The 24577-nt window shown below is 48.7% G+C and carries 18 protein-coding genes; 7 read left to right on the forward strand and 11 right to left on the reverse strand.

Translation table 11 applies throughout. The features are described from left to right. Positions 1 to 27: 27 nt before the first annotated feature. From D3H65_RS11115 to pxpB, 4 genes are read right to left on the reverse strand one after another with little or no spacing between them, the layout of a single operon-like run. A complete protein-coding gene (locus D3H65_RS11115; RefSeq protein WP_245999726.1) occupies positions 28 to 1263 on the reverse strand; it encodes an NRAMP family divalent metal transporter in 1236 nt (411 codons plus the stop codon). Beyond that, positions 1247 to 2005: a LamB/YcsF family protein gene (locus D3H65_RS11120; RefSeq protein ID WP_119050381.1), complete on the reverse strand. Its 759-nt coding sequence runs from the start codon at positions 2003 to 2005 to the stop codon at positions 1247 to 1249. The genes D3H65_RS11115 and D3H65_RS11120 overlap by 17 nt, the downstream gene beginning before the upstream one ends. After that, positions 1999 to 2994 (reverse strand): 5-oxoprolinase subunit C family protein, encoded by a 996-nt coding sequence (locus tag D3H65_RS11125; protein ID WP_119050382.1) that lies wholly within the window; start codon positions 2992 to 2994, stop codon positions 1999 to 2001. The genes D3H65_RS11120 and D3H65_RS11125 overlap by 7 nt, the downstream gene beginning before the upstream one ends. Before the next feature lie 14 nt (positions 2995 to 3008). Beyond that, positions 3009 to 3683, reverse strand: coding sequence for a 5-oxoprolinase subunit PxpB (gene pxpB / locus D3H65_RS11130; protein WP_162915552.1), 675 nt, complete (start codon positions 3681 to 3683; stop codon positions 3009 to 3011). A 385-nt stretch (positions 3684 to 4068) separates the two neighbouring features. Here pxpB and topA point away from each other — a divergent pair, with 385 nt between their 5' ends. The 5 genes from topA (at position 4069) to D3H65_RS11155 (ending at position 9933) form a co-directional block, all read left to right on the forward strand. Beyond that, positions 4069 to 6654 carry a type I DNA topoisomerase gene (gene topA / locus D3H65_RS11135; protein ID WP_119050384.1) on the forward strand — a complete coding sequence of 862 codons (2586 nt, stop codon included), beginning with the start codon at positions 4069 to 4071 and terminating at the stop codon, positions 6652 to 6654. 118 nt (positions 6655 to 6772) lie between these two features. After that, positions 6773 to 7327: a YcxB family protein gene (locus D3H65_RS11140; RefSeq protein WP_119050385.1), complete on the forward strand. Its 555-nt coding sequence runs from the start codon at positions 6773 to 6775 to the stop codon at positions 7325 to 7327. 236 nt (positions 7328 to 7563) lie between these two features. Next, a complete protein-coding gene (locus D3H65_RS11145) occupies positions 7564 to 8493 on the forward strand; it encodes a transglutaminase family protein (protein WP_119050386.1) in 930 nt (309 codons plus the stop codon). Between the two features lie 369 nt (positions 8494 to 8862). Continuing rightward, positions 8863 to 9333: a Dps family protein gene (locus tag D3H65_RS11150; RefSeq protein WP_119050387.1), complete on the forward strand. Its 471-nt coding sequence runs from the start codon at positions 8863 to 8865 to the stop codon at positions 9331 to 9333. A gap of 114 nt (positions 9334 to 9447) precedes the next feature. Beyond that, positions 9448 to 9933 (forward strand): hypothetical protein, encoded by a 486-nt coding sequence (locus D3H65_RS11155; RefSeq protein WP_119050388.1) that lies wholly within the window; start codon positions 9448 to 9450, stop codon positions 9931 to 9933. Positions 9934 to 9958: 25 nt separating this feature from the next. Here the strand turns inward: D3H65_RS11155 and D3H65_RS11160 are convergent, their stop codons facing one another. Beyond that, positions 9959 to 10699, reverse strand: coding sequence for a LytR/AlgR family response regulator transcription factor (locus D3H65_RS11160; RefSeq protein WP_119050389.1), 741 nt, complete (start codon positions 10697 to 10699; stop codon positions 9959 to 9961). Between the two features lie 5 nt (positions 10700 to 10704). Next, on the reverse strand, positions 10705 to 11754 hold the full coding sequence (locus tag D3H65_RS11165; protein WP_119050390.1) for a sensor histidine kinase: 1050 nt from the start codon (positions 11752 to 11754) through the stop codon (positions 10705 to 10707). 204 nt (positions 11755 to 11958) lie between these two features. Between D3H65_RS11165 and D3H65_RS11170 the strand changes: the two genes are divergently transcribed. Next, the gene (locus tag D3H65_RS11170) at positions 11959 to 14208 is read left to right on the forward strand and encodes an outer membrane beta-barrel family protein (protein ID WP_119050391.1); all 2250 of its coding nucleotides are present in this window, start codon (positions 11959 to 11961) and stop codon (positions 14206 to 14208) included. A gap of 48 nt (positions 14209 to 14256) precedes the next feature. On the opposite strand, the gene D3H65_RS11175 is transcribed toward D3H65_RS11170, so the two are convergent. The 5 genes from D3H65_RS11175 to D3H65_RS11200 all read right to left on the reverse strand — a co-directional run bounded on the left by D3H65_RS11175 (position 14257) and on the right by D3H65_RS11200 (position 24178). Beyond that, a complete protein-coding gene (locus D3H65_RS11175) occupies positions 14257 to 15267 on the reverse strand; it encodes a methyltransferase (RefSeq protein ID WP_119050392.1) in 1011 nt (336 codons plus the stop codon). A gap of 175 nt (positions 15268 to 15442) precedes the next feature. Continuing rightward, positions 15443 to 17290: a RagB/SusD family nutrient uptake outer membrane protein gene (locus tag D3H65_RS11180; protein ID WP_119050393.1), complete on the reverse strand. Its 1848-nt coding sequence runs from the start codon at positions 17288 to 17290 to the stop codon at positions 15443 to 15445. A gap of 18 nt (positions 17291 to 17308) precedes the next feature. Beyond that, positions 17309 to 20449: a SusC/RagA family TonB-linked outer membrane protein gene (locus tag D3H65_RS11185; RefSeq protein WP_119050394.1), complete on the reverse strand. Its 3141-nt coding sequence runs from the start codon at positions 20447 to 20449 to the stop codon at positions 17309 to 17311. A gap of 556 nt (positions 20450 to 21005) precedes the next feature. Further along, complete coding sequence (locus tag D3H65_RS11195; RefSeq protein WP_119050396.1) at positions 21006 to 22445, reverse strand: Gfo/Idh/MocA family protein; 1440 nt, start codon at positions 22443 to 22445, stop codon at positions 21006 to 21008. Between the two features lie 296 nt (positions 22446 to 22741). Continuing rightward, a complete protein-coding gene (locus tag D3H65_RS11200) occupies positions 22742 to 24178 on the reverse strand; it encodes a Gfo/Idh/MocA family protein (protein WP_119050397.1) in 1437 nt (478 codons plus the stop codon). 66 nt (positions 24179 to 24244) lie between these two features. On the opposite strand from D3H65_RS11200, the gene D3H65_RS11205 reads away from it, so the two are divergent. Then, entirely contained in the window at positions 24245 to 24577 is a 333-nt protein-coding gene (locus D3H65_RS11205) for a tRNA-binding protein (RefSeq protein ID WP_119050398.1), read from the forward strand.

Consider the following 24577-nt stretch of genomic DNA (forward strand, 5'->3'; position numbering starts at 1 on the left):
GGAAAGGGTTAAAATATATAAAAATGGTTACCTCCACAACTTTGGCAGGTCACCGGCGATGGCCTTGGCGCCCATAATGCCCATCACGATCACCACCGCCCAGCCCGATAGCTGCATCCATACCGGATGCCGGTATCCTTTCATGAGGGTACGGTTCATGGCAGCAATGAGTATAATGGCCAGTCCGATGGGCAGTATCAACCCGTTGACGATCCCCGCAGCAATGAGTAACTGCTTAGGTTTGCCGATCCATACAAAGATGACGGTAGACAAAATGATAAACACAGAAATACACAAGCGCTCATGCTTTACAAAAACCGGGTGAAAGGTCTTGAAGAAAGAAACAGAAGTATAGGCCGCCCCCACCACCGAGGAGATGGCAGCACTCCACAGTACCACGCCAAAAATGCGGAAGCCCAGCTCACCCGCCGCATGCTTAAATACACTGGCCGGCGGATTATTGGCATCCAGCACTACACCTTGTACTACTACGCCCAACACAGCCAGGAACAGTACATAGCGCATAATGCTGGAGATCACGATGCCGCTCATCGCGCTGCGGTCTACCTGCGGCAATTGATCCTGTCCTTTAATACCGGCATCCAGCAGGCGGTGAGCACCCGAAAAAGTGATATAACCGCCTACCGTACCCCCCACCAGGGCTACAATAGCTACGGTGCTGATCTTTTCGGGCAGGATGGTTTGCCGCAGGGCTTCGCCCAAAGGCGGATGGGCACTAAAGGCAATATATAAGGTAAGCAGTATTTTGATCACGCCCAATGTCTTGGTGAAGCCATCCAGCATTTTACCAATCTCACTCAACCAGAAAAGGGCCAACGCGACTACGCAACTGATGATGGCCCCGGTCTCAAAAGACATACCGGTAAGCACATTCATACCCAGGCCGCAACCTGCAATATTGCCAATATTGAACGCAAAGCCACCGATGATCACCAGTATAGCCAGGAAGTAACCGAGCCCCGGCAATAGTTTGTTGGCGAGGTCCTGCGCCCGCAGTTCACTCACTGTGAGCACCCGCCAGGTATTGAGCTGGGCCCCGATATCCAATAATACGGATACCAGGATCACGAAGCCCATTCCGGCCAGTAACTGACTGGTAAAAACAGTGGTTTGTGTGAGGAAACCCGGCCCGATGGATGAATTGGCCATTAAGAAAGCTGCACCCAGTACGGCGCCGCCGCCGCCAAATACAATACGCTTGTTGTTGGAGGAGTTGCCTGATCGCTTAAGCTGAAATTTCAATACCTTGTTTTTTTAGGGCCTGGTTAATTTTTTTGGCAAATGCCAGTGCATGGGCGCCATCGCTGTGTATGCAAACCGTTTCAGCTTCCATCGGTATCTTTTTGCCACTGGTAGTAGTTACCGTATCCTGCTGCACCATCTGCAATACCTGTTTAATACAAGCTGCTTCGTCCTCGATCAAGGCGTTGGCTTCGGTACGCGGGGTAAGACTTCCATCATCCCTGTAGGTTCTGTCGGCAAACACTTCGCTATAGCTGATCAGTTTCACCGCATTCGCTCTTGTGATCAACTCACTGCCAGAAAGGCCGTACAGGATCATATTGTTGTCGGTGTTTTTAATCGCCCTGCAGATCGTATCGGCCAATGCCGGATCAGCTGCCGCCATATTGTACAAGGCGCCATGTGGTTTTACATGGTGCAAGGTGGCATCATACAACTTCAGGAAAGCCTGCAGAGCGCCTATCTGGTATACGACCAGGTCATAAACCTGTTCGGGCGACAGGTTCATATTGCTGCGGCCAAAGTTGTCCCGGTCCATAAAGGACACATGGGCGCCAATAGCGATCTCCGCCTCTGTAGCGGCCGCTACCAGTTCATGCATGGTAAATGGATCGCCGGCATGAAATCCGCAGGCTATGTTGATGGAACTGACCCAGGGTAATAAAGCGATGTCATTTTCTATATCATACGGCCAAAGATGGGTACTCTCCCCCATGTCACAGTTAATATCGGTTGTTAGCATACCAGTTGATTCAGGTGATCATAGCAGGCTCTTTGAATAATATTGAGCTCATGCTCCTGTGAAAATAACAATTCCTCGGCAGTGGGCATATCTACCATACTAAATTGTATGCTGTCGCTGGGTCTCAACTGTGCCAGTTTGGGCAATTGGGAGGAAATAACATGACCGATCCGGGGATAACCGCCCGTGGTTTGATGATCGGCCATCAGTAGAATTAACTGTCCATCGGGCAATAGCTGAATGGTGCCAAAACTTACACCGGAGGATACCAACTCGGTCGTATGCTGCCGTTTCAAAGGCACACCACGCAATTGGTAGCCCATGCGGTCGGAAAAAGGATGGATCGTAAAATTATTCTCCAGCATATCCCGCTGGGAAGAATGGGTGAGCTGGGGCCACTCATTGCCGATGGTAAACAATATTTCGTGGGGCAGGTGATACGTCCGGCCCGTATCTACCCGCCAGTTCAATGGCTGGTATTCCCGGGTTTCTTTCAACAGGCCCGCGAAGTAGATGGAATTTTCCTTAAAAGGCAGTTCATCGCCTTTATCCAGCTTGCGCCCATGGAAACCGCCGGCGCCTGCTTTGAGGTTGGTGCTATAACTATTGAGCCAGCGTGGCACACAAAAACCGCCATGAACGGCCAGGTAACAACGGCTGCCGGATTGCCATTTGGGAAAATGCAGGAGGGTATTCCTCCGCACCACGATGGGCCGCCAGGTGCTTACCGGTTCATCCTCATTGAGCGTGGGGGTGAAATCGGCCCCCGTTATACTGATCAGGGCATTCTGTTCAAACAGGATATGTGCGCCGGGAAAATGGATCTCCATTACCGCCTCGCCCGGGTCATTGCCCACCAGCATATTGGCTACGCGGGCAGCATAGCCATCCATTACCCCGCCGGGATTAATACCCCAGCTGCTGTAGCCATACCGGCCCATATCCTGAATAGTATCCAGTAATCCGGGTTTGATAATTGATAACGACATAAGAGTGTCAGGGTTTAGCTATTCGCATTATAAAACTCAACTTCGTCACCTGCCTTTAATAGTACGGGATTTTGAGCCTGAGCGTTGAACATTGGAACGGCGGTACGGCCGATGATATTCCACCCGCCAGGGCTATTAAAGGGATAAATACCTGTTTGTGAGCCGGCTATGCCCACACTACCGGCTGTTACGGGTACAGGTTTTTCTTTTCGTGGCAGGGCTATACGTTCGTCTACCTCGGCCATGTAGGAGAATCCCGGCAGGAAGCCGATCATGTATACCCGGTACAATTTGCCGGTATGGATACTGATCACCTCGGCGGGTGTAAGCTGCTTTTCCCGGGCCAGGGAAGCCAGGTCGGCCCCGTTCTCTCCCCCATAATGGACAGGGATACGATGTTTTACCGGTGTGCCCGAGACCTGGGGGCCGGATTGGTGGTAAGCGGTGATGATCCTTTCCTGTACCCATTCAAATACCGTATTAGCGGGCTGGTAATGGGTCTTTAAGAAATAAGGATCATATATGATGGTAAGCGAGGAATAAGCGGTTATAATGTCTTTGAGGCCCTCAAAGGGGTGCTGCTGCAGCCATTGGTACATAGCGAGGACTTTGCCATTCAGCGATTCGCTAAGCTGGTTACCCAGGTCGATGGTGACGGCCCCATCGCCCATTGAAAATATGTTGGGCAATTGATTCAATGACAGGCTGCAGGATATGCTATCCGTTAAAGATATTGAATCTAGCAATAGATAGTGCAACTGGTAGACGAAAGGGGCATAAGCCCCGATCAGTGCAGGGGCTGAGGTAGGCTTAAGGTTCACTCAAGGTAAGCACTTAAAGCGCATTTACTAAGGGTTGGCACCTGCACGGCAGAGCGGCCAGGATTGGCAGAAGAGTGCTAAACGGGTAAAACTCAACCGCAATTCCCGGTTTGGGAACGATTATCTACGAATCTTCTTTCCTACTGATTTTCTTTTAATTATGCAGGCTTGTGCAGGCATCAATTTGTTGATTTCATGCTTATACACTAAACTTGCACGCCAACAGGCCTATTTTAAACCGTTTAATCAACGTATGGCGAAGAATTTATTGATCGTAGAGTCCCCTGCAAAAGCGAAGACTATTGAGAAGATCCTGGGCAAAGATTTCGAGGTGAAAAGTTGCTATGGTCATATCCGTGATTTGGAGAAAGACGAGATGGGTATTGATGTTAAGAACAATTACCAACCCCGTTATATAGTACCGGATGAGAAGGAAAGAGTAGTGAAAGAACTGAGAACGCTGGCTAAAAAATCTGACGAAGTATGGCTGGCAACGGATGAGGACCGTGAAGGAGAAGCCATCAGCTGGCACCTTTGCGAAGTACTCAACCTGGATCCTTCTACTACAAAACGCATTGTTTTTCATGAAATTACAAAGCCTGCCATTGTCAAGGCAGTCAATACGCCCCGCACGGTAGACATGAACCTGGTGAATGCCCAACAGGCCCGCCGGATACTGGACCGCATTGTGGGTTTTGAATTAAGTCCTGTGCTCTGGCGTAAGATGAGCATGAAGAATAACCTGAGCGCAGGCCGTGTACAAAGTGTGGCTGTTCGTCTCATTGCTGAGCGGGAAAGAGAGATCAATGCTTTTACACCTGTCAGCTCCTTTAAGATAGAAGGCCTTTTCACCGCCAAAGATACCACCGGCAAACAGGTGACATTTGGTGCTGAAGGCAAGAAATACAACCAGGCAGAAGATGCAGAAAAGTTCCTGCAAAGCTGTATTGGCGCCGACTATACGGTGACGGACATACAGGTAAAACCAGGCAAGAAGTCTCCTTCGGCTCCCTTTACCACTTCTACCCTGCAGCAGGAAGCCTCGCGTAAGTTTGGCTATTCCGTAAGCCGGACCATGTTGCTGGCGCAAAAGCTGTACGAAAGCGGTAATATATCCTATATGCGTACGGATAGTGTGAACCTGAGCGATACAGCCATGGATGGCATCCGCAACCAGGTGACGGGCCAATATGGCGACCGGTATTTCCAGCCCCGTAAATACAAGAACAAGAACGAATCGGCACAGGAAGCGCACGAAGCTATCCGACCTACTTATATGGAGAACTCCACAGTAGATGATCCGGATACCAAAAGACTGTATGAACTGATCTGGAAACGGACCATGGCCAGTCAGATGGCCGATGCTGAACTGGAAAAAACGATTGCCAAAATACAGGTATCTACCAATAAAGAAGAGCTTACGGCCAGCGGCGAAGTACTGAAGTTTGAAGGGTTCCTGAAAGTATACCGGGAAGACCGGGATGATGAGGATATTACGGAAGAGGAGCAGAACGAAGGCATGTTGCCCCCATTGAGTGTGAAACAACAGCTGCCGCTCCGGGAAATGAAAGCGATCGAACGTTTCAGCAGGCCATTGCCCCGCTATACGGAAGCATCGCTGGTAAAGAAGCTGGAAGAACTGGGCATCGGTCGCCCGTCTACCTACGCTCCTACCATTTCTACCATCCAGAAAAGAGGATATGTAGAGAAAAGAGATAAGGACGGGGTAAGGCGCGATTTCCGGGTATTTCGCCTGGCCGATAACGCCATTACCAAAGTAACAGAACAGGAAAATACAGGTGCAGAGAAGTCGAAACTATTCCCTACGGACCTCGGTCTGGTAGTGACAGACTTCCTGAAACAGTATTTCGATGATATTATGGATTATGGTTTCACGGCCCGCGTGGAAGAAGAATTTGATGAAGTGGCAGCAGGCAAGCTGAAGTGGAACCGGATGATCGACGATTTTTATGTTCCTTTCAAAAAGGATGTAGACAATACGATCGAGAATGCAGAACGCATCAAAGGCGAAAGAGAGCTGGGTATAGAAGCAGCAAGCGGCAAGAAAATAGTGGCCCGTATGGGACGTTATGGTCCCATGGTGCAGATAGGTGATGTGAATGACGAGGAGAAACCACGTTTTGCCAGCCTCCAAAAAAACCAGAGCATTGAGACAATCACGCTGGAAGAAGCCATGCAGCTGTTCCAGTTGCCCCGTACACTGGGTGAATACGAAGGACAGGAAGTGGCGGTCAATATAGGCCGTTTTGGTCCTTATGTAAAACTGGGCGAGCAGTTTATTTCCATCCCCCGGGGTGAAGATCCGCTGGAAGTGAGTCTCGACCGCGCTATTGAACTGATCAAAGAAAAACAAACGGCTGATGCCCCTATCAGCACGTACGAGAATAAACCGGTTACCAAGGGTAAAGGCCGTTTTGGTCCCTTTATCAAGTGGAACGATATGTTTATCAATGTACCCCGCCGTTACAACTTCGACGCCCTGAGCGCTTCAGATATTAAAGAACTGATCGACGCCAAGGTAAGCAAGGAAGCCAACCGTTATATTCAGCACTGGCCGGAAGAAAAGATCGCTATCGAAAATGGCCGCTGGGGTCCTTTCCTCCGCTTTGGCAAGAAAATGCTGAAGTTGGGCAAGAAAGCCGATGACACCAAATACACCGCCGAAGAGATGGCCGGGGTAAGCCTGGAAGAGGTGAAGAAGATGATCGAGCTGCAGGTTCCCAATGCATTTGCTAAAAAAGGCAAAGCAGCGCCGGCCAAAAAAGCCGCGGCCAAGAAAGCACCGGCTAAAAAGAAGGCGGCACCGAAGAAGAAGTAATTTCGAATGTAGAATGTAGGATTTAGGATCCTTTAAGCTCATCAACGTGCGTTGTATTCAAACAGTCCTGAATTGCAAATCGCGGCAGCAATCCTAAATACTAAATCCGAGATCCGGAATGTTAGTTCTCAAATACCATCTTACCGAAGAAGAATACTTCGACTACAATTACTTCACAGCCTGGGCTTCGCCAGAGAAGAAAGGCTATCGGATCCGCTATTACCTGCGGGTATTCCTCCTGTATACAGGTGTGGCCGTATTGTTTATCATCAGCCGGCACAGCAAGCAGCTGCTGTGGGACTTTATCATTTTTGGCATCATTGCCATTACCTATTTCCTGCTGGTGCCCTGGCTTATCCGGAGGTCCATTGGCCGCCGGGTGAAAGATATCCTGCGCCAACCCGAAAATCAGCATGTACTGGGCGAGGCGGAGGTGATATTGATGGATACGGGCATCATTGACAAAGATGAGGCGGCAGAATCCAAATACAGCTGGGATGCCATTGTACGCAAAGCAGAAACGCCGTCCTGTTATTTTTTATATACCAACTCCTACCATGCCATCGTTATACCTAAGCGGGCTATCCGCAATCCGGCCGACAAACAGGAATTGGAGCGAATGCTAAGCCAGCACCTTTCACTCACTTCGGAATTCAGCAAAGAAGAAGATTAATTTTGGGAGGAAAGCAAGCTGCGAGCGGTGAAAATAGCTGCGAGCAAAAAGGCAGCTCAATCCCTTACTGGGTGCGACGCCAACACTGCTAATCAAAGGTTTCTGTATCCTGTATTCTGTATTCTAAATTCTGTTCTTGTGGATTTGTGGAAAACATTTTCATGTATATTATACCAGTTTGCCCGAAATTGACTGCCATATCTGCGTGTAGGATATTGAAGCAGTAATAGCATACCATGGAAGAAAATAAGGAAATATCGGCGCTTTTTCATTTGTTAGACGATCCTGACGCAGAGGTGTACAACGTGGTATCTACCCGCATCATTGATTATGGTAAAGGGATCATCCCCAACCTGGAAAACCTGTGGGAGAATACGATCAGCGAGGAAGTACAGGAAAGGATCGAAGTGTTGATCCACCGCCTTCATCTCCGCGATCTTTCAGAAGAGGTAGTGCAATGGGATAAGAATGCACACCAGGACCTTCTTACAGGCGCGCTGCTGGTTGCCCGCTTTCAATATCCTGAACTGGCTACAGCCACTGTATACCAGGAGATTGAAAAGCTGCGCCGCAATATCTGGCTCGAGCTGAATAACTACCTCACGCCGTTGGAACAGGTGAATGTACTCACCAGCATCCTGTACAATTATTACAGCCTGCGGGGTGCAGAAGTTGGCTACCAGCATCCCGAAGAATTTCTCATCAACAAGCAACTGGAAACCAAAAGAGGCAATGCCATTGCCAACGGTATCCTGTACCTCATCCTGAGTGAATTGCTGGATGTACCTATCCGGGCTATCAATATCCCCCGCCAGTTTGTGCTGGCTTATTTCAAATCGGATTATGATTTCACCCGCCAGTCAACGGACTCCCTGTACAAGGCGGAATTCTTTATAGACCCTATGAGTGGGCAGGTATTTACCCATAAAGATGTAGAGAACTATTTCAAGCGCATTAGTGTACCACCGGTACCTTCCTACTTTAAACCGCTCTCCAACAAACGGATCATTCAAACCCTGCTGGAAGAATTCAGCAAATGCTTTGACACGGACAAAACCCGCTACAAGCAACAGGAGTTGATGGGCCTGGCCGAAATGATCGTGGAGCAGCCGGAAGATGATCCCAATATAGATGTTGATCCGCCTCCACCGACAGATCCTGAATAAGCTGTAAGCAACGAATATAGCTGCGAGCTACGAGCTGTGAGCTACGAGCATCGAACAGCCAAAACAGCTGTAAGTCAAATCCTTTACACCTGATTCCATTTATTGTTTAACGGTCAGCACCTATAGCCCCGTTTCCTATCCAACAAACCCTTGGCTACAAAACTCATATTCCTACTGCACAAGTAGCCTGGCGCGAGGCTTTAGCTCGCGGCTCGTAGCTCATAACTTGTCCCGCCGTAGCGGGAGCTCGCAGCTGTTTTCCTCAGGCATCGGATTTGCAATGGTGCTGATCATTAACCCCCCATTGTTAGCCTTTATATATTTATATAGTTATAAATACAGTTCCATTTATAAACCAAATCAACAAGTATGAAAGCCAATATTGGTCTTACTGAAAAAAACGCCCAGCAGATCGCCCTCACCTTAAACAAAATACTGGCGGATGAGCACATCCTCTATGCCAAAACACACAACTACCATTGGAATTATGTGGGTGATAATTTCATGGAAATGCACAAGTTCTTTGAAGGTCAATATGAGGCGCTTGCCGAAATGATCGATGAGGTAGCAGAACGCATCCGCACCATTGGCCATTTTGCCGAAGGCCGCCTGAAAGAATACCTGAAACTTACCGAACTGGAAGAGCCTGCTCCTACGCCTGATCAGCAAAAGCAGGTACGTAACCTGCTGGATGACCATGAAACGGTTATTCGCTATCTGCGCAAGCAGGTAGATGAAATGCAGGACAAGCTGAAAGATGCCGGTACCGCCGACTTCCTCACTGGCCTGATGGAGAAACATGAGAAGATGGCCTGGATGCTGCGCTCTTACCTGAAGTAATAAACATACCTGAACTAAGGTGAGTCGCCCTGCAGTGCTGCAAATGCCGGACGGCCCACCTTTGATCCACAATAGCCTTGCAATCTACAACAAACCATTTCCAATCATCAGACCATGAAGAGAATTAATACACTTGCCCTCCTGCTGGTATTGGGGCTTTGTTATGCGCCCGCGCAGGCACAACTCAAAGGATTTGGGATCGGTCCATACCTGGAGTCTGGCGTACCGGTAGGCAGTTTTTCCGACGCATACAATACGGGCTGGGGAGCCGGCATAGGCGCCATCATCAATTTGCCGGCGAAACTGGCTGTAACAGGTTCTGTGGGTTACATGCAGTTCAGTGGTGAATCGAATATCCCTGACCTGAAAGCGATCCCGGTGCGTTTTGGATTGATATTCCGGTCGCTTCCCATCATTTATTTGAAAGCGGAAGCCGGAGCAGCCAATTATACAGGCGATGGCGCAGACGGATCGGCCTTTATCCTGGCGCCGGGGGTTGGGGTAAGGTTGTTGAAATTCGATTTTCAGGCAAAGTATGAAGCCTGGATGAAAAGCGGCACCAATGGGTTCTTTGGTCTAAAAGCCGGTTATTATTTCTGATAAATTGCAGATAGATCACAAATGATTATGCCTGTTCATTAAAGCCCAGGGCTTTCATAACCCCTGCCTTATACTGGCGGCCGATGGGTAATTCCTGGTCGCCTATTTCAATGAAGGCCGCATTAAAGGACTTTATCTTATTCATGGCAACGATATAGGAACGATGGATGCGCAGGAAATTCTCATCCGGCAACTTCTCTTCGAGGTAGCTGATGCGCTGCCAGGTAATGATCTCTTTCTCTACGGTTTTCACTTTCACATAATCCTTCAGACTTTCTATATATAGTATATCCTTCAGGAACACTTTCACCATCTTCTTATCTGCCTTCAGGTAAATAAACGCATCGGGCGCAATACCGCTTACCGGTGGCGTGACGACAGTTGGCAACGCAACGGCCGTTTCCCGGGCAGCATGGTATTTATTAATGGCCCCCAGGAACCGTTCAAAAGGAATCGGCTTTACCAGGTAGTCGAGTACGTTGAGCTCAAACCCCTCTACGGCATAATCACGAAAGGCAGTTGTAAGGATTACTTTTGGTCTTCTTTGCAAGGTCCGGATGAAGTCGATGCCCGATAAACGGGGCATCTGAATGTCGAGGAACAAAAGGTCTACCTTATGCTGCTGTAAAAAATCCAGGGCCTCGATAGCATGGCTGCACTTACCCACCAGGGTTAAGGAATCCAGCTGGCTGATGTATTTTTCCAGCACTTCAGCAGCCAGGGGCTCATCGTCCACTACCAGGCACCTGATCTTATTGTTTTCCATATCACTCAGGGCATTTTTATTTTCAGGTCTACACTAAAACGGCCGGGCTCTTTATCGATGACCAGTTCATGGGCCTGCGGATACATTAAGTTCAATCTCCGGGTTACATTTTGTAAGCCGATGCCATTTTTATCCGCACTCTCCCCGGCAGCAGGCAAAGTATCGTTATAACTATTCTCCACTTTTATACTCAGCCAGCCGGCCCATGCTTTGATGTCGATGGTAACCCATACATTGTCCGTCTCGTTGCTTACCCCATGCTTAAAAGCATTTTCTACAAAAGGGATCAGCAACAAGGGGGCGATGCTTACCTGCTCTATGTCGCCCGATACATTCATGGAAACCTCCAACCGATCGTTATAGCGCAGCTTTTCCAGCTCAATATAATTCTTTACATGCTGCACTTCCTTTTTCAGGGAGATAAGGTTTGCCTGGGAATCGTACAACATATAACTCATGAGTTCAGAGAGCTTCAACACCACGGTGGGCGCCGCAGGCGATGCCTGCAGGGTAAGTGCATACAGGTTATTGAGTGTATTGAACAGGAAATGAGGATGCACCTGTGCTTTCAGGAAATTAAGTTCGGCGCTTAGCTTTTCCTTTTCTACCTGTTGCTGCCGGCGTTCCTGCCGGAACCATTGTTGCAGTATTTTAATGATGAGGGTGAAAAACAATACGGGGCTCAGGAACCACACCATACTCTTAAACAGCATGTACCACACAAAAATGGGTTCACGATAAGTAGTAGTTGGGAAGAATAAGGGTTCAAACCATTTCTCGGTGATGATGCGACAGATAACAGAACTGACAAACAACAATACGATGGCAGCAATGGTATAAGCAGCATATTGCCGCTTTACGAAGAAACGGGGATACAATAGGTACATATTAACATAAGCCACCAGCATGGCGCCGGGAAGCCGCTGTACTTCATACAGGAAATACTCCATCATGTCATCATCGCCCGTATGTACGCCGGTGTACACGGCCATATACCCTACCCAGAAAAGAATATGGGTAAGTACCCGGTTGTTGGCTATATAAAAGCTTTTCACCCGCTCAAATTAGGGATTAGCACAGTATACTGCTTCATTTTTTAGATGAATGACGGTTGTACAACAGGTTTCGACAGTTTTGGCCCCGTTTACCGCCTGCCGTGCCAAAATCAGTCTTATCGGGCTGCGGGTGAGTAGTTGGCCGATAAATACAAAAACGGCTTCTATTATCCGGTTCATTTGCAGGAAGCAAAACAGTAACCCGTGTATTACCTCATTCAGTCAGCCTTACGACCCTTTTTCCTGCTGATCCTCCTCTGGAGCCTTTTACAACCTCTTCCGGCATTTACCCAGGCAAGGCCCAGGGCAGCTGACACAACTGTCGCCCGGATGAAGGACGATACCTTAAAGAGCGTTACCGTCACCGGCCGGCGATTAGCGATTGAACGCAAGGCCGACCGGACGATCATCACAGTAGACGGATTGATCACCAATGCCGGTGGCAATGCCTGGGAAACATTGGAGCAACTGCCGGGTATACAGACCATGAATGACCAGATCAGCCTGAAAGGCAAGTCGGGGGTAAGTGTCTATATCGACGACAAGCCCACCTACCTGCAGGGTGATGACCTGGCCAGTTACCTCAAGTCTTTACCGGCCAGCATCATCGACAAGATCGAGTTCATGAGTAATCCGCCCGCGCAATATGATGCGGCAGGCAATGGAGGCATCATCAATATCCGGTTAAAGAAAAGCAGGATCAAAGGATTCAATGGCAATATACTGTCGGAAAATATCCGGGGCCGGCGAACCCGGCTATCGCAAAGTCTTAACCTCAACCTACGGACCAATAAGCTCAATATATACGGCAATGCTTCGAATTATAATGGTGAAGGGGTTGCACAATCCAACAGTCTCAGAACCTACGCCCCCGACAACAACAATACCTTATACAGCCTTACGCAAAACGGCCGTGCCACGGTGCGCAACGACAGGATCTTTCTTAAATCGGGCATAGACCTGTATGCCTCCCCGAGGACTACCTGGGGATTCAGCGCCAGTCATATGTATTGGAAGGCTACGGAGTACAGACTGTTTGCAGGCCGGCAAACGTATGCCACGCCTGCTGCGACGGACAGTGTTACCGATATGAATAATACCATTCGCACGGCCACCCGCAACACGAGCCTCACGTTGAACTACCAGCACCTGTACGACAGTGCGGGCAGGCAACTAACGGCAGACGTTGATTATATACGGTATGGGGAAAGTTATGGGGCATTGAATATTACCACCCTGGCAGCAAGCGATGGCTCGGTGGCTAACCGGGAGGCACGCTACTACCAACAACCTTTTACAATAGATATTTATTCGGTCAAGGCCGATTATGTGCTGCCGGTGCGCAAAGGCATCAAATGGAGCATGGGTTATAAATCTTCCTTTACCCGGGCCAGCAATACCGCTATTTATTCCGGCACTATCAACGAGGTGACCATACCGGAATATTCGGTCAACAACCGGTTCAACTACCGGGAGGATATCCATGCGGCCTATGTGAATTATACCACTGAGTGGAAAAAGCTGGCGATACAGGTAGCAGGCAGAATGGAGCACACTTCACTGCAAGGGCACCAGCAGGACGCTGCAAAAAGCCGGGATACCGTCTTTACAAGAACTTATTTCAACCTGTTTCCCACTGTATTCTTATCGTACAAACCGGGTAAGAAAGGAAATCACCAGGTGACCTTCTCTTATGGTAAGCGGATCGACCGGCCGGGTTATACCTCCCTGCGTCCGTTTGAAACACCCCTGGACAAATACAATTACCGGATCGGGAACCCTTATTTACGTCCGGAGCTTTCCGACAATATTGAACTTGCCTGGCTATTCAGGAATAATTATTCGGCTTCTCTTTTCTACAATCACTTGAAAAATGGTATTGAAGAAACGATAGAAGTCAGGGACAATGTTTTTTACCGGCGCCCCAATAATGTAAGCAGCAAGCAGGTGATGGGTTTTTCGCTCGACGGCAGCATCCGCATCACCCGTGATTGGATAATCAACCCGGTGATACAATATACCTGGACGCTGCTGGCTACACAGCTAAATAACCAGGACCTGCGTGTACGGGGCGGCAACTGGCACCTGTCGGCCAACACGCAACTCAGTCTTCCCAAAGGCTGGACGATCGAATTAGCGCCCGACTATTCATCGCGGGAGGTATACGTACAATATGTACAGGCCCCCACCTGGTATATCCATTCGGGCATCAGCAAAAAAATATGGAAGGACAATGCTGTTATCAAACTCAACTTCCGGGATATGTTTTATACCCGTCAGGATAACCAGGACCTCAGTCATGTAAAGGATGTAAGCGGTTACAGTAAACGTACCTGGGATACACAAAGCATTACCCTGGCGCTGAGTTACCGGTTTAGTAAAGGCACGAAGGGTGTACCGTCAGGAGGCGGCAGACAAGCGGAAGAACTCAAACGACTGGGGGATGCGCAATAAACCTCTTGCCGGACCAACCTGACAGCACATATCGTGCAGGAATATGCTTTACAGCTTTTCCCCTTCCACTATGCTAACATCGGGTAGTGCCAATGGTATTACGCGGTTGAATTGTAACCCTGCCTGTTCAAACAAATATTGGAATTCCTGTGCCGTACGTTCACGGCCACCAGTAGCAACCAGCATAGTGATGTCAAACAATTTTCCCGGATGCGGCCCATTGCCTTCAGGGATCACTGCATCAAACGCCAGCAATTTATCCCCCGGCTTCATCACTTCGCTACAATTGCGCAGCAAACGGATCGCATCCTCCTCATACCAGTCATGCAATATGTATTTCATGATGTAGGCATCAGCTCCGGGAGGAACACTTTTAAAGAAGTCGCCTCCCTTTACCCCACACCTGTTTGTAAGACCATTCGCTGCAATGGCTTCCGCTGTTTTTTCTATTACATATGGGGCATCATATACAATACCTGTGGCGGCAGGCGTTGCTTTCAATATGGCCATCAGTAAAGCGCCGTTACCGCCGCCCACATCCACGATGGTATTGAATCCTGAAAAATCATAAGCTGCTATAATGGCCTTATCCACGTATTGCGTCATGGCAGTCATGGCCTTCATGAAATTAAGCCCTTCAGCAGGATGCGATCTATACCAGGACCAGATGTCGGTGCCAAAGTGATGATCGAAAGCAATCCCTCCGGTCTGTACGCTATAGAGCAATTCACCCCAGCCATGATAATGTTCTCCAAGTAATGCCAGGACAAAGGCCTTTACGTTGCCAGGGGCATCCTCCTGAAGAGCTGTAGCAGCTGGAGTAATAGAAAAGACGCCTTTTGAGGTCTCTTCAAAAATACCTTCGGCGGCCAGGGCCCGCAATAAACGGTAGAGAGAAGGAGCATGACTACCGCTGGCTGCAGCAAGGGCCTCTACAGTTTGTGGCCCATTAGCCAACAGCTCGGCTATATTCAGCTTAGCAGCAACATACACACTACAGGACAACCAGTGCCCCGCAATGATCTGCAAAATACGGGTAGAAGGAGTAAGAGGTTCCATAAGTATAAGGTTGTTTATAACCTTTAAATATCGGAACTGTCACTGAATTATTTTAGCAGTAGAATGATGCCTTCCGGAAACATCATCAACCATCTGCAGCCTCCCCTTTTCCTATAAAAAAAGTGAAGCCGAAGCTTCACCTTTACAACTTGATCAATCCCTCTTATTGCCCTGATTATTTATCGATCGGTATCGTATCCAGTGCAGGTACATTACCGGCAAAGCCTACATACCCTTTATTCTGGTTCATGCGGGCACTGCTGTTGGCCTGAATAGCCGATGAAGGCACGGGCCACAATACGTGGTAAGGGCTGATGGTATATTTATCACCGTGGTTGGTCACAATGCCTGTTCTGTAAAAGACATTGTTGGCAATGATACGGTCATAGAAATAATTGTCATCGGAGAAGTTGTCGAGTTTATAGGTCTTGCCGTTCTCTGCCACCTTGCCTGTTTTGGCAAAGAGGAAGGAGATACGGGTCAGCTCTGTTTTGCGCGGCTCTTCAAAAAAGAGCTCCCGGGCGCGCTCATCCAGTATCATGTCCATATTCACCTGGCTGGCATCGAGGTAGGCGGCACATTGGGCACGTGTTCTTACCTGGTTGATATCGGCCAGTGCGTTGTCCAGTTCTCCCTTCCAGAAATAAGCTTCGGCCCTTAGCAGATAGGTCTCAGCCAGGCGAAACATATACCAGTCTGTATGACCACCCTGCATGGGTGAGTTCTCAGCATCGGGAATGAAGATCTTGTATTGCGGCCAGCCAAACCAACTCCGGATGGTATCGGAACAAAGGAGTGCCCCAGTTACGGGATGACGCAGGCGCAGGTTCTTCATATAGGAAGTATCCGGAGGATTAGTGCCTGATGGCTTCTTCAGATCGGGGTCATTATACACCATGTCTTCCATATTCATCCAGTTGCCTTTGGCATGGCGCAGGTCGTTGGCATCGTCCCATATCTCATACTGGCTGTACGGTGTAGGACGGCAACGGCCAATACCCCTGCCGATAAAATTGGATTGCACATATTCGATATTGGCAGCTACGCCATCGGCAGTACCCTTCCGTCCAATGGGTGTAGTGATATAAGTACCCCAATAAGGAACGGCCTGGCGCATGATGCGAATGCCGCCATCAAACTGGCCATCGCCAAATCGATCGATGATCATGAACAGACCTTCCTTATTTTCACCCAGGGATTTATTCTCCGGCCGGTGAAGGTCCCAGATCACGTTCTTTTTGGTAGCGCCAAAAGGATTGCGCATCAGGCTATAGGTGCCGCTGTTGATAAGGGTAGTAGACATGGTAATGGCTTCATCAAACATACCCAGTGCGAGGTACACTTTGGTGAGCAGGTGGCGTACGGCGCCCTTGGTCACCTCTCCCCTGTTCACATTGTCGGATACCCATTTTTCTGCAAATTCCAGGTCTTCCTTTATTTTCTTCAACACAACTTCCCTTTTTACGGTCTGGAAATCCAGCTTGGGGTAATTGTATTCTTTCAGGGGCACGGGGATATCGCCAAACTGGTTGGCGAGGCGGTAATACCGCAATGCCCGATGGAAATAAGCTGATCCTAAGATCGCATTACGTTCTTCCTGCGAATTCCATTTGGCATTGTCGATAAAGGTGATCACGGAGTTGGCATATTTGATACCCCTGTATCCTTCGCGCCAGTAATAACCAATTCTGGAGTGATCAGCATCATCAAAGGCGGTATTGTCGGGGGTGATGAGCAGGTTGAGGTCTTGCGCAGGGCCCGATTTATCGGTAATGCCTTCCACGCTTACTTCAGAAAACAACATTTCGGTGAGGATGGGCGGATTATCACCATAATATTCAATACGGGCATTCCGTGCGCAGGCTACCAGGCCCGCACGCATACCGGCGGCATCATTAAAAGCATTTTCCGGCGTGAAGAAGGATTGCGGCTTAGGCTCCAGCCAACCTTTGTCGCAACCGGCGGCGGCAACCAGGCCGGCTACGGAGAGTATAGAGAGCGTTCGTTTTATGATCGGATTCATATATAAGTATTGATTGGATTAAAAAGTAACATTCATTCCCAGAGTATACGTGCGCGGAGGAATAGCGGTAGAGATGGCTCCATCGCTTGCCCTGTTCCTGAACTCAGGATCCCAATAGGTCCAGTCAGGAGAATATATCGCCGCATTGGATACGTTGGCATAGACCTTCAGGCTTTCAATATGTGCTTTCTGCAGCAGGTTCCTGGGCAAGGTATAGGCCAGGGAAATGGTGTTGAGCCTGATGAAAGAGGTCTTCCGGTACACACTGTAGGAAGCGCTTCCGTTGCTGGAGAACAAGCGGGCATAATCATTAATGGGATTGGCGGCTGTCCAATAAGGGAACTTATAGGAGTTTTGCCTGTCCTGGAAACCGCTGTTGTTCTTGGCCTGGTTGTAATCACTCATCTGTCCCCAGTTGGAATAGAGGGAGAAAGCAAAATCAAAGCTTTTGAAGAAAGTAAATTCATTGCGGAGGGTCCATTGAAAACGAGGGGACCGGTATCCGAGGAACTGCCTGTCGTCATTGGAATATTTAAAGTCCCCATTGACATCTTCCACTTTAAAGTCGCCGGGATATACACCATATTTCTTGGCTTCAGCGGCTTCACTCTCCTGCCATACACCCAATACCTTTTGGTCCCAGATCACATCAATATCCCTTCCAATAAACCATTTATTGACGAGGTCATCTTTTTCCTGCTGGCCGATCAGCTTTCCATCCTGGTCATACACATTTACAGGGCCATAGAGCCGCACGATCTTATTGCGGTTGAACCAGAAATTCACATTGGTTCTCCAGGAGAAGTTCTTGTTGTTGATGTTAATGCTATTCAGAGCGATCTCCATACCCTTGTTCTCAATTTTGCCCAGGTTGAACATTACATAATCGAACCCGATGACGGTAGGCAATGCGCGTTGCACCAGCATATCCTGGGTTGACTTATCGTACACATCTATGGAACCACTCAGGCGGTTGTTGAGTAAACCGAAGTCAATACCCAGGTTGAGGGAAGTGGTCTTCTCCCATTTGAGGTTGGGATTGGCCATCCTGTCTGTCCACAATTGCGATACCGGGAAGATAATCCCGGCTGCATTGACGTATTGGTACTTGCCACCGGTGAGGTTGGAGATGGCCTGGTAACGGCCTACGTCCCGGTTACCATTAATACCGTAGGATACACGCAGTTTACCATAGTCGAGCCATTTGGCATCCTTCATGAAGTCCTCATCCGAGAATACCCATCCCAGGGCAACAGCGGGAAACCCGGCCCTTGGGTTTTGCTGGCCAAAGGCAGAATAGCCATCCCGGCGATAAGAAGCGGTGAGCATATAACGGTCTTTGAATGTATAATTCAACCGCGCCATCAGGGCATCGCCGGTGCTTACCTGGTCGTCGCTGCTAATAATGGGTTTAATACCTGCACCAATATTGTGGTAACTCAGCACATCTTTGGGATCAAAACCTTCATTGTCCATCTGCTCTCTCCAGGATTGGAATTTCTCCACGTTCCACAGCATGGTCACATTGAACTGGTGCTGACCAAATGTCTTATCCCATTTGATCACATTATCCACCTGCCAGTTATAAGTCGTCTGTGTAGTGCGGGTAGCTACGCCTTTACGTACCCGGTAGGTAGGATGCATGTAGGAAACGCCATTGAAATAACGGTAGAAATCAAAACTGGGGGTAAAGTTGACCTGGTAAGAAAAGCCATAAGGCAAAGTGCCTTTGGCATAGATGCTTCCAAACAAGGTATTGTTCTTCTGCAGGCGGTTGGTATAGGTATTATCAGCAAAGGGGTTTGTGTTATTACCAATATCGTCATTGGGACTATCGCGCAGGGTGGTCCCATCGGCATTGTATATTTCTCCATAGGGAGAAGCATTGACCATCTGGCCCCAGTTGACGGGCACCTGACTTTCATCACGATCGGCAAACTGCATATTGAGGCCAGCTGTTAAGAATTTAGCCACCCTGCCTTCAATATTTACCCGGGTGCGGAAGGTCTTAAAACGGTCGCCCACCACAACGCCTTCATTATCCGTATAGCCAAGGGACCAGTAGTAGGTGAAATCTTCTTTTTTACCAGACAGGCTTATGGTATGGTCCTGGCGGAAACCGCGCTGAAACATCATATCATACCAGTTGACCGTTTTGCCATTCTTATAATTGGCGATCTCCACGGGTTTCAGACCCAGCCTGTCGAGCCAGATATCAATGGAATCGCCGGTACGACCATCACGCCATTGGGTCATCGTAATGCCAGCGGGCAGGTTACGGGGATCATCGAAGGTGTACAGTTTGGTAGAGGTATTGTTGCGGCTTTTCTGTACATCTGTACGCCAGGCTACAAAGCCAGGGCCATCATATAAAGGCTCGTTCTGTGCCAGCTCGGAAAATCCTACGTTGGTATTGAGGGTGATGGTGGGCTTGCCCTTAGTGCCGCGCTTGGTGGTGATGAGTACTACGCCACTGGCTGCTTTGGCGCCGAATACTGCAGCAGAGCTGGCATCCTTCAATACATCGATGGTGTTGATGTCATTGGGATTGATATCACTCAACTGTCCCTGGTAGATCACCCCGTCCAATACGATCAGCGGTGTAGTACCGGCATTGATGGATGACTTACCACGCACCAACAGATCGCCGCCACCTTTCGCACCGGCAGCATTGATCTGTGATATATTAAGCCCCGGAACATTACCCCGCAGCACATCCTGCACACTGCCGGGGTTTTCATTTTCCAATTGTGTGGCTTTTACCTGCGCCACGGCGCCGGTGAGGTCTTTTTTGGTTTGTGTGCCGTATCCGATCACCACCACTTCATTGAGGTTGATAGAAGCGGCATTTAGTTTTACCTCCACACTGGTTTGTCCTTTCAAGGGTATTTCCCTTGTTTCAAATCCTACGCCACTAAATACCAGGGTGCCTTTGGCGTCGGACACCGCCAGGGTAAATTTCCCATCGGCATCGGTTGAAGTGCCGCTGGCAGCGCCTTTCAGTTGAACAGAGATGCCCACCAGGGGTTCTTTGGTGGCTTGGTTGGTAACGGTACCGTGAATAACAGTTTGCTGTGCCTGCAGGCATACAGGCATGAGGAGGATAGCCGCCAGGTAGTAGCACCATAGGGCACTCCTTTGGAAGAAATGTTTTCTCATAACAATCGATTTTAAGTGATGATGGTAGAAAGTGTATACACTCGAACAGTAAAAAGGTGGGGATAATACAAGTAGTAGTGCCAGCAGGAGCAAAACACTCCCGGGCAAAAGAATGATGAATTCTTTTTCATACAGCAGTTAACATTAAGAGGATGCTGTTGAGGCAGTCAGCAGGATCCCATTTGATAATTGGTCGTTATCAGCTACGCGGTTCGTTGCTCAGCGTACGCTCAATAACAATTTATCGTTTTTATGAGACAAACCCTTTGCCACTAATCTATATTGGCAAACTTTCCATGATATCGAGCTTAAGGATGCATATAGAGGTGAATGAAATGCTAATTGAAGGCATTAAAAGGCAACAAGGCAAAGAGGCATAAAGGCAACGAGGGGAAGGCATGAGGGAGGCAAGAAGGCAAACGAGGGAGGCTTCGACAAGCTCAGCCTGACAGCCGACAAGCTCAGCCTGACAAATTGAGGAAATAAAAAGAGGAGACGCCTTTGGTAAGGGGTCTCCTCTTCCAGGACCGGCAATAAATAACCGGTGAATATTTAATTACAATGACAGGCTCCAGCCATCGCGGTATTCGCGTTTTACAAACTGGTTGGCTTCGTCAAAGTTGGTGATCTTCATGTTCTTTGCATCCCACAGCAGTCGCTTGCGGCCGAGGTATTTGTCATCCCATCCTTTGCCATTGGGGTTCTTCATCAGGAAGCTCCGGATAGCGAGGTTGGAGATGAGGATACTTTCGGTGAAAGGACCTGCAAAGGAGAAAGGAGAGCTGGTCTCGCCTTTACCATAACCGGCAATACAGGCGTTCACCCATTGTACATAATGGCCTTCGGGTACACGCTTGATGGTTTCCTTCGGCATTGTTTTCTCCTTCATGAGGATGGTGGGGAGCAAACGTGGGTTAGCACCATAACAGTCGCACATGATCTTGCCCTTGGTACCGATAAAGATGGTACCGCCATCCCAGTTGCCCATGGCTTCATCGGGCAGCAGTTCTTCAGGACGCTCAGGCAACAAGCCGCCATCATGCCAGGATACCCTGATATTGCCCTTGCCATCTTTGCGCGGATACACCAGGTGTACAATAGAAGAAGGGGGACAGCTATCGGTATTAACCGAATCATTCCACATCTCTTTCCAGATGGTGGCTACGCTGGCTTCTACACTGGAAGGGAAATCGATGGGCAGAATGCGGTACACAGGGTCCATGATATGGCAGGCCATATCACCGAGAGAACCGGTACCGAAGTTCCACCAGCCACGCCAGTTGAAGGGCAGGTAGGCGGGGTTGTAATCGATCTTTTTGGCTGGTCCGAGCCAGAGGTCCCAGTTCAGTTCGGAAGGCACTTCAAACTGACCAGTAGGCGTAGGTACGCCTTGTGGCCATACGGGACGATTGGTCCAGCAATGTACCGTGTGTACATCACCGATCATACCGGCATCTACCATTTCCTTCATTTTACGTACACCATCGCCGGAACCACCCTGGTTGCCCATTTGGGTAACCACTTTGTATTTCTTAGCGGCTTCTGTAAGCACACGGGCTTCGTAAATATCGTGGGTCATGGGTTTCTGGCAATACACGTGTTTGCCCAGTTGCATAGCTGCCAGGGCGGCTACGGCATGGGTATTATCAGGTGTAGATACAGAAACGGCATCAATATTCTTTGCTTCTTTTGCCAGCATTTCACGGAAGTCCTTGTAGTAATTGGCCTTGGAGAAACGTTCACGTGACTTTTTGGCCTGGCGGTCGTCTACATCACACAAGGCTACTATATTGGCATTGGGACTCTTGGCAAACTCTGCCAGATCGCTTTGTCCTTTACCCCCTACACCAATACCGGCAATATTGAGTTTATCGCTGGGAGCAATAAAGCCCTTGCCCAATACATGGCGCGGTACTATGAAAAAACCAGCAGCTGCCAGGGAACTATTACGGATAAAATCGCGGCGCGTTGGTTTAGTCGTTTGCTTCTTTTTCATGATGACAAACTTGGTTTTAGATTAATTTGTTTGGAATCGCAGTAATATAACGATTTAGCAGCCAAATTAAGGATTCCTCATTAGACGCTGAAATAATTTTTAACAAGACCTCACTATGAATAGATAAATGACAAAAAACAATGAGATAATTTAAAAATCTGATAATTTGAAAATGGGCGCTGCCGAAGGAGCTTTCCAGTGTTTAGCTACGTAATTACTTGAAAACCACAAACGCATCAACACCGACGCCTTTCCATTTTCAAATTATCAAATTACCACATTATCAAATTATCTCATTAAAGTTCCAGTTTCCAATTGCCGCGGTACTGCCTTTTTATGAACTGGTTGGCGGCATCGAAGTTGGTCACTTTCATGTTGGCGCCATCCCAGAGGAGCTTTTTGCGGCCGGTAAATTTCTTATTGCCTTTGCTGTCGTTTTCACTGTAATAAAAGCTGCGGATGCCCAGGTTGCCCATCAATACGGTCTCTGTGAGGGGGCCAGCCATTTCGAAAGGTGAGCTGGTATAAGCTCCGTGGCCTTTTTTGCAGGCGTCGGTCCATTGGGTCTGGTGACCTTCAGGACCGCGGGTCACATAAGGCCGTTCAGCCTTGGGCAATTTAGCACCCTTGAACTTATTGGCGGGCAGCAATTGGGCATGTTCTCCAAAGATGCCGGCCAGGATCTTGCCTTTGGTGCCTTCAAACAGGATACCGCCGCTGTCTTCACCAAACGCTTCTTCGGGCGATAATTCATCCGGACGGCGGGGCATGATGCCTCCATCGTACCAGATCATTTCTACGGGCACCATCTTGCCGCGTGCAGGGAACTGAATATGGGATTTGGAAGAAGGCGGATAGCTATCGGTATTAAATGCTTCCTGGAAGAAACCTGTCCATACCCTGGTTACGCTCGATTCTACAGAAATAGGATACCGCAGTTTCAGGGCACGGTAAGGCACATCGATAAAATGGCAGCCCATATCGCCCAGGGAGCCAGTACCAAAATCAACATATCCTCTCCAGATGGCGGGCAAATAAGCAGGGTTAAAATCGCGGTAAGGCGCTGTGCCGAGCCAGAGATCCCAATCTACTTCGGCGGGAACGGCAAACTGGCCTTTGGGAGTAGGAATGCCTTGCGGCCAGGTAGGCCGGTTGGTCCACACATGTACGGTATGCACATCGCCGATCACCCCTTGCTGTACCCAGGCTTCTACATTCCTGGTCCCATCACTGCTGCTGCCCTGGTTGCCCATCTGGGTAACGACCTTGTATTTTTCAGCGGCCTGCGTTAAGATGCGGGCTTCATAAATATCATGGGTAAGTGGTTTTTCTACGTATACGTGTTTGCCCAATTGCATACAGGGCAGGGCTATTACGGCATGCATGTGATCGGGCGTGCTGACCATCACGGCATCAATGTTCTTGCCTTCTTTATCGAGCATTTCGCGGAAATCGCGGTAGTAGGATGCTTTGGGATGCTTCTTGCGGGAATCTGCCGCCTGGCGGTCATCCACATCGCAGAGGCTCACAATATTTTCAGCACCATTATTATAGGCAAGCGCAATATTTACCTGGCCCTTTCCTCCTGCCCCAACAGCAGCGATATTCAGTTTATCACTGGGTGCTATATACCCTTTACCCAATACATGACGGGGTACGATAAAGAAACCCGCAGCAGCCAGCGAGGAATTACGGATAAATTTTCTGCGGGACGATGATTTGTTACTTTTCATAGTGCAAATGAATGGTTGGATGAATAAGATTGCTAATTTATTATTTTTGAATAAACATACTACGCCATGACGATCTCCTGGGATGATTTTGAAAAGGTCGACATCCGTGTCGGAACAATTCTGGAAGTTACCGATTTTCCAAAAGCCAAAAAGCCGGCGTACCAAATTACTATTGATTTTGGTGAATTGGGTATTAAAAAGTCTTCTGCACAGGTGACAGCTATCTATGATAAAGAGGAATTGATGGGCAAACAAGTAGTGGCCATCGTCAACTTTCCGCCCAAACAGATCGCTAATTTCTTCAGTGAATGCCTGGTACTGGGTGTTTATACTGATAAAAAAGATGTAGTTTTATTGCAACCCGAAAGAAAGGTCTCCAACGGGTGGAAAATCGGCTAA

The organism is Paraflavitalea soli (assembly GCF_003555545.1).
Lineage (GTDB): Bacteria > Bacteroidota > Bacteroidia > Chitinophagales > Chitinophagaceae > Paraflavitalea > Paraflavitalea soli.

What these genes read in the sequence shown, in the direction of transcription:
- D3H65_RS11120 (WP_119050381.1), bottom strand. Translation starts at nt 2,005, where the DNA reads ATGCTAACAACCGATATTAACTGTGACATGGGGGAGAGTACCCATCTT.
- D3H65_RS11125 (WP_119050382.1), bottom strand. Translation starts at nt 2,994, where the DNA reads ATGTCGTTATCAATTATCAAACCCGGATTACTGGATACTATTCAGGAT.
- topA (WP_119050384.1), top strand. Translation starts at nt 4,069, where the DNA reads ATGGCGAAGAATTTATTGATCGTAGAGTCCCCTGCAAAAGCGAAGACT.
- D3H65_RS11140 (WP_119050385.1), top strand. Translation starts at nt 6,773, where the DNA reads ATGTTAGTTCTCAAATACCATCTTACCGAAGAAGAATACTTCGACTAC.
- D3H65_RS11145 (WP_119050386.1), top strand. Translation starts at nt 7,564, where the DNA reads ATGGAAGAAAATAAGGAAATATCGGCGCTTTTTCATTTGTTAGACGAT.
- D3H65_RS11150 (WP_119050387.1), top strand. Translation starts at nt 8,863, where the DNA reads ATGAAAGCCAATATTGGTCTTACTGAAAAAAACGCCCAGCAGATCGCC.
- D3H65_RS11155 (WP_119050388.1), top strand. Translation starts at nt 9,448, where the DNA reads ATGAAGAGAATTAATACACTTGCCCTCCTGCTGGTATTGGGGCTTTGT.
- D3H65_RS11160 (WP_119050389.1), bottom strand. Translation starts at nt 10,699, where the DNA reads ATGGAAAACAATAAGATCAGGTGCCTGGTAGTGGACGATGAGCCCCTG.
- D3H65_RS11175 (WP_119050392.1), bottom strand. Translation starts at nt 15,267, where the DNA reads ATGGAACCTCTTACTCCTTCTACCCGTATTTTGCAGATCATTGCGGGG.
- D3H65_RS11180 (WP_119050393.1), bottom strand. Translation starts at nt 17,290, where the DNA reads ATGAATCCGATCATAAAACGAACGCTCTCTATACTCTCCGTAGCCGGC.
- D3H65_RS11185 (WP_119050394.1), bottom strand. Translation starts at nt 20,449, where the DNA reads ATGAGAAAACATTTCTTCCAAAGGAGTGCCCTATGGTGCTACTACCTG.
- D3H65_RS11195 (WP_119050396.1), bottom strand. Translation starts at nt 22,445, where the DNA reads ATGAAAAAGAAGCAAACGACTAAACCAACGCGCCGCGATTTTATCCGT.
- D3H65_RS11200 (WP_119050397.1), bottom strand. Translation starts at nt 24,178, where the DNA reads ATGAAAAGTAACAAATCATCGTCCCGCAGAAAATTTATCCGTAATTCC.
- D3H65_RS11205 (WP_119050398.1), top strand. Translation starts at nt 24,245, where the DNA reads ATGACGATCTCCTGGGATGATTTTGAAAAGGTCGACATCCGTGTCGGA.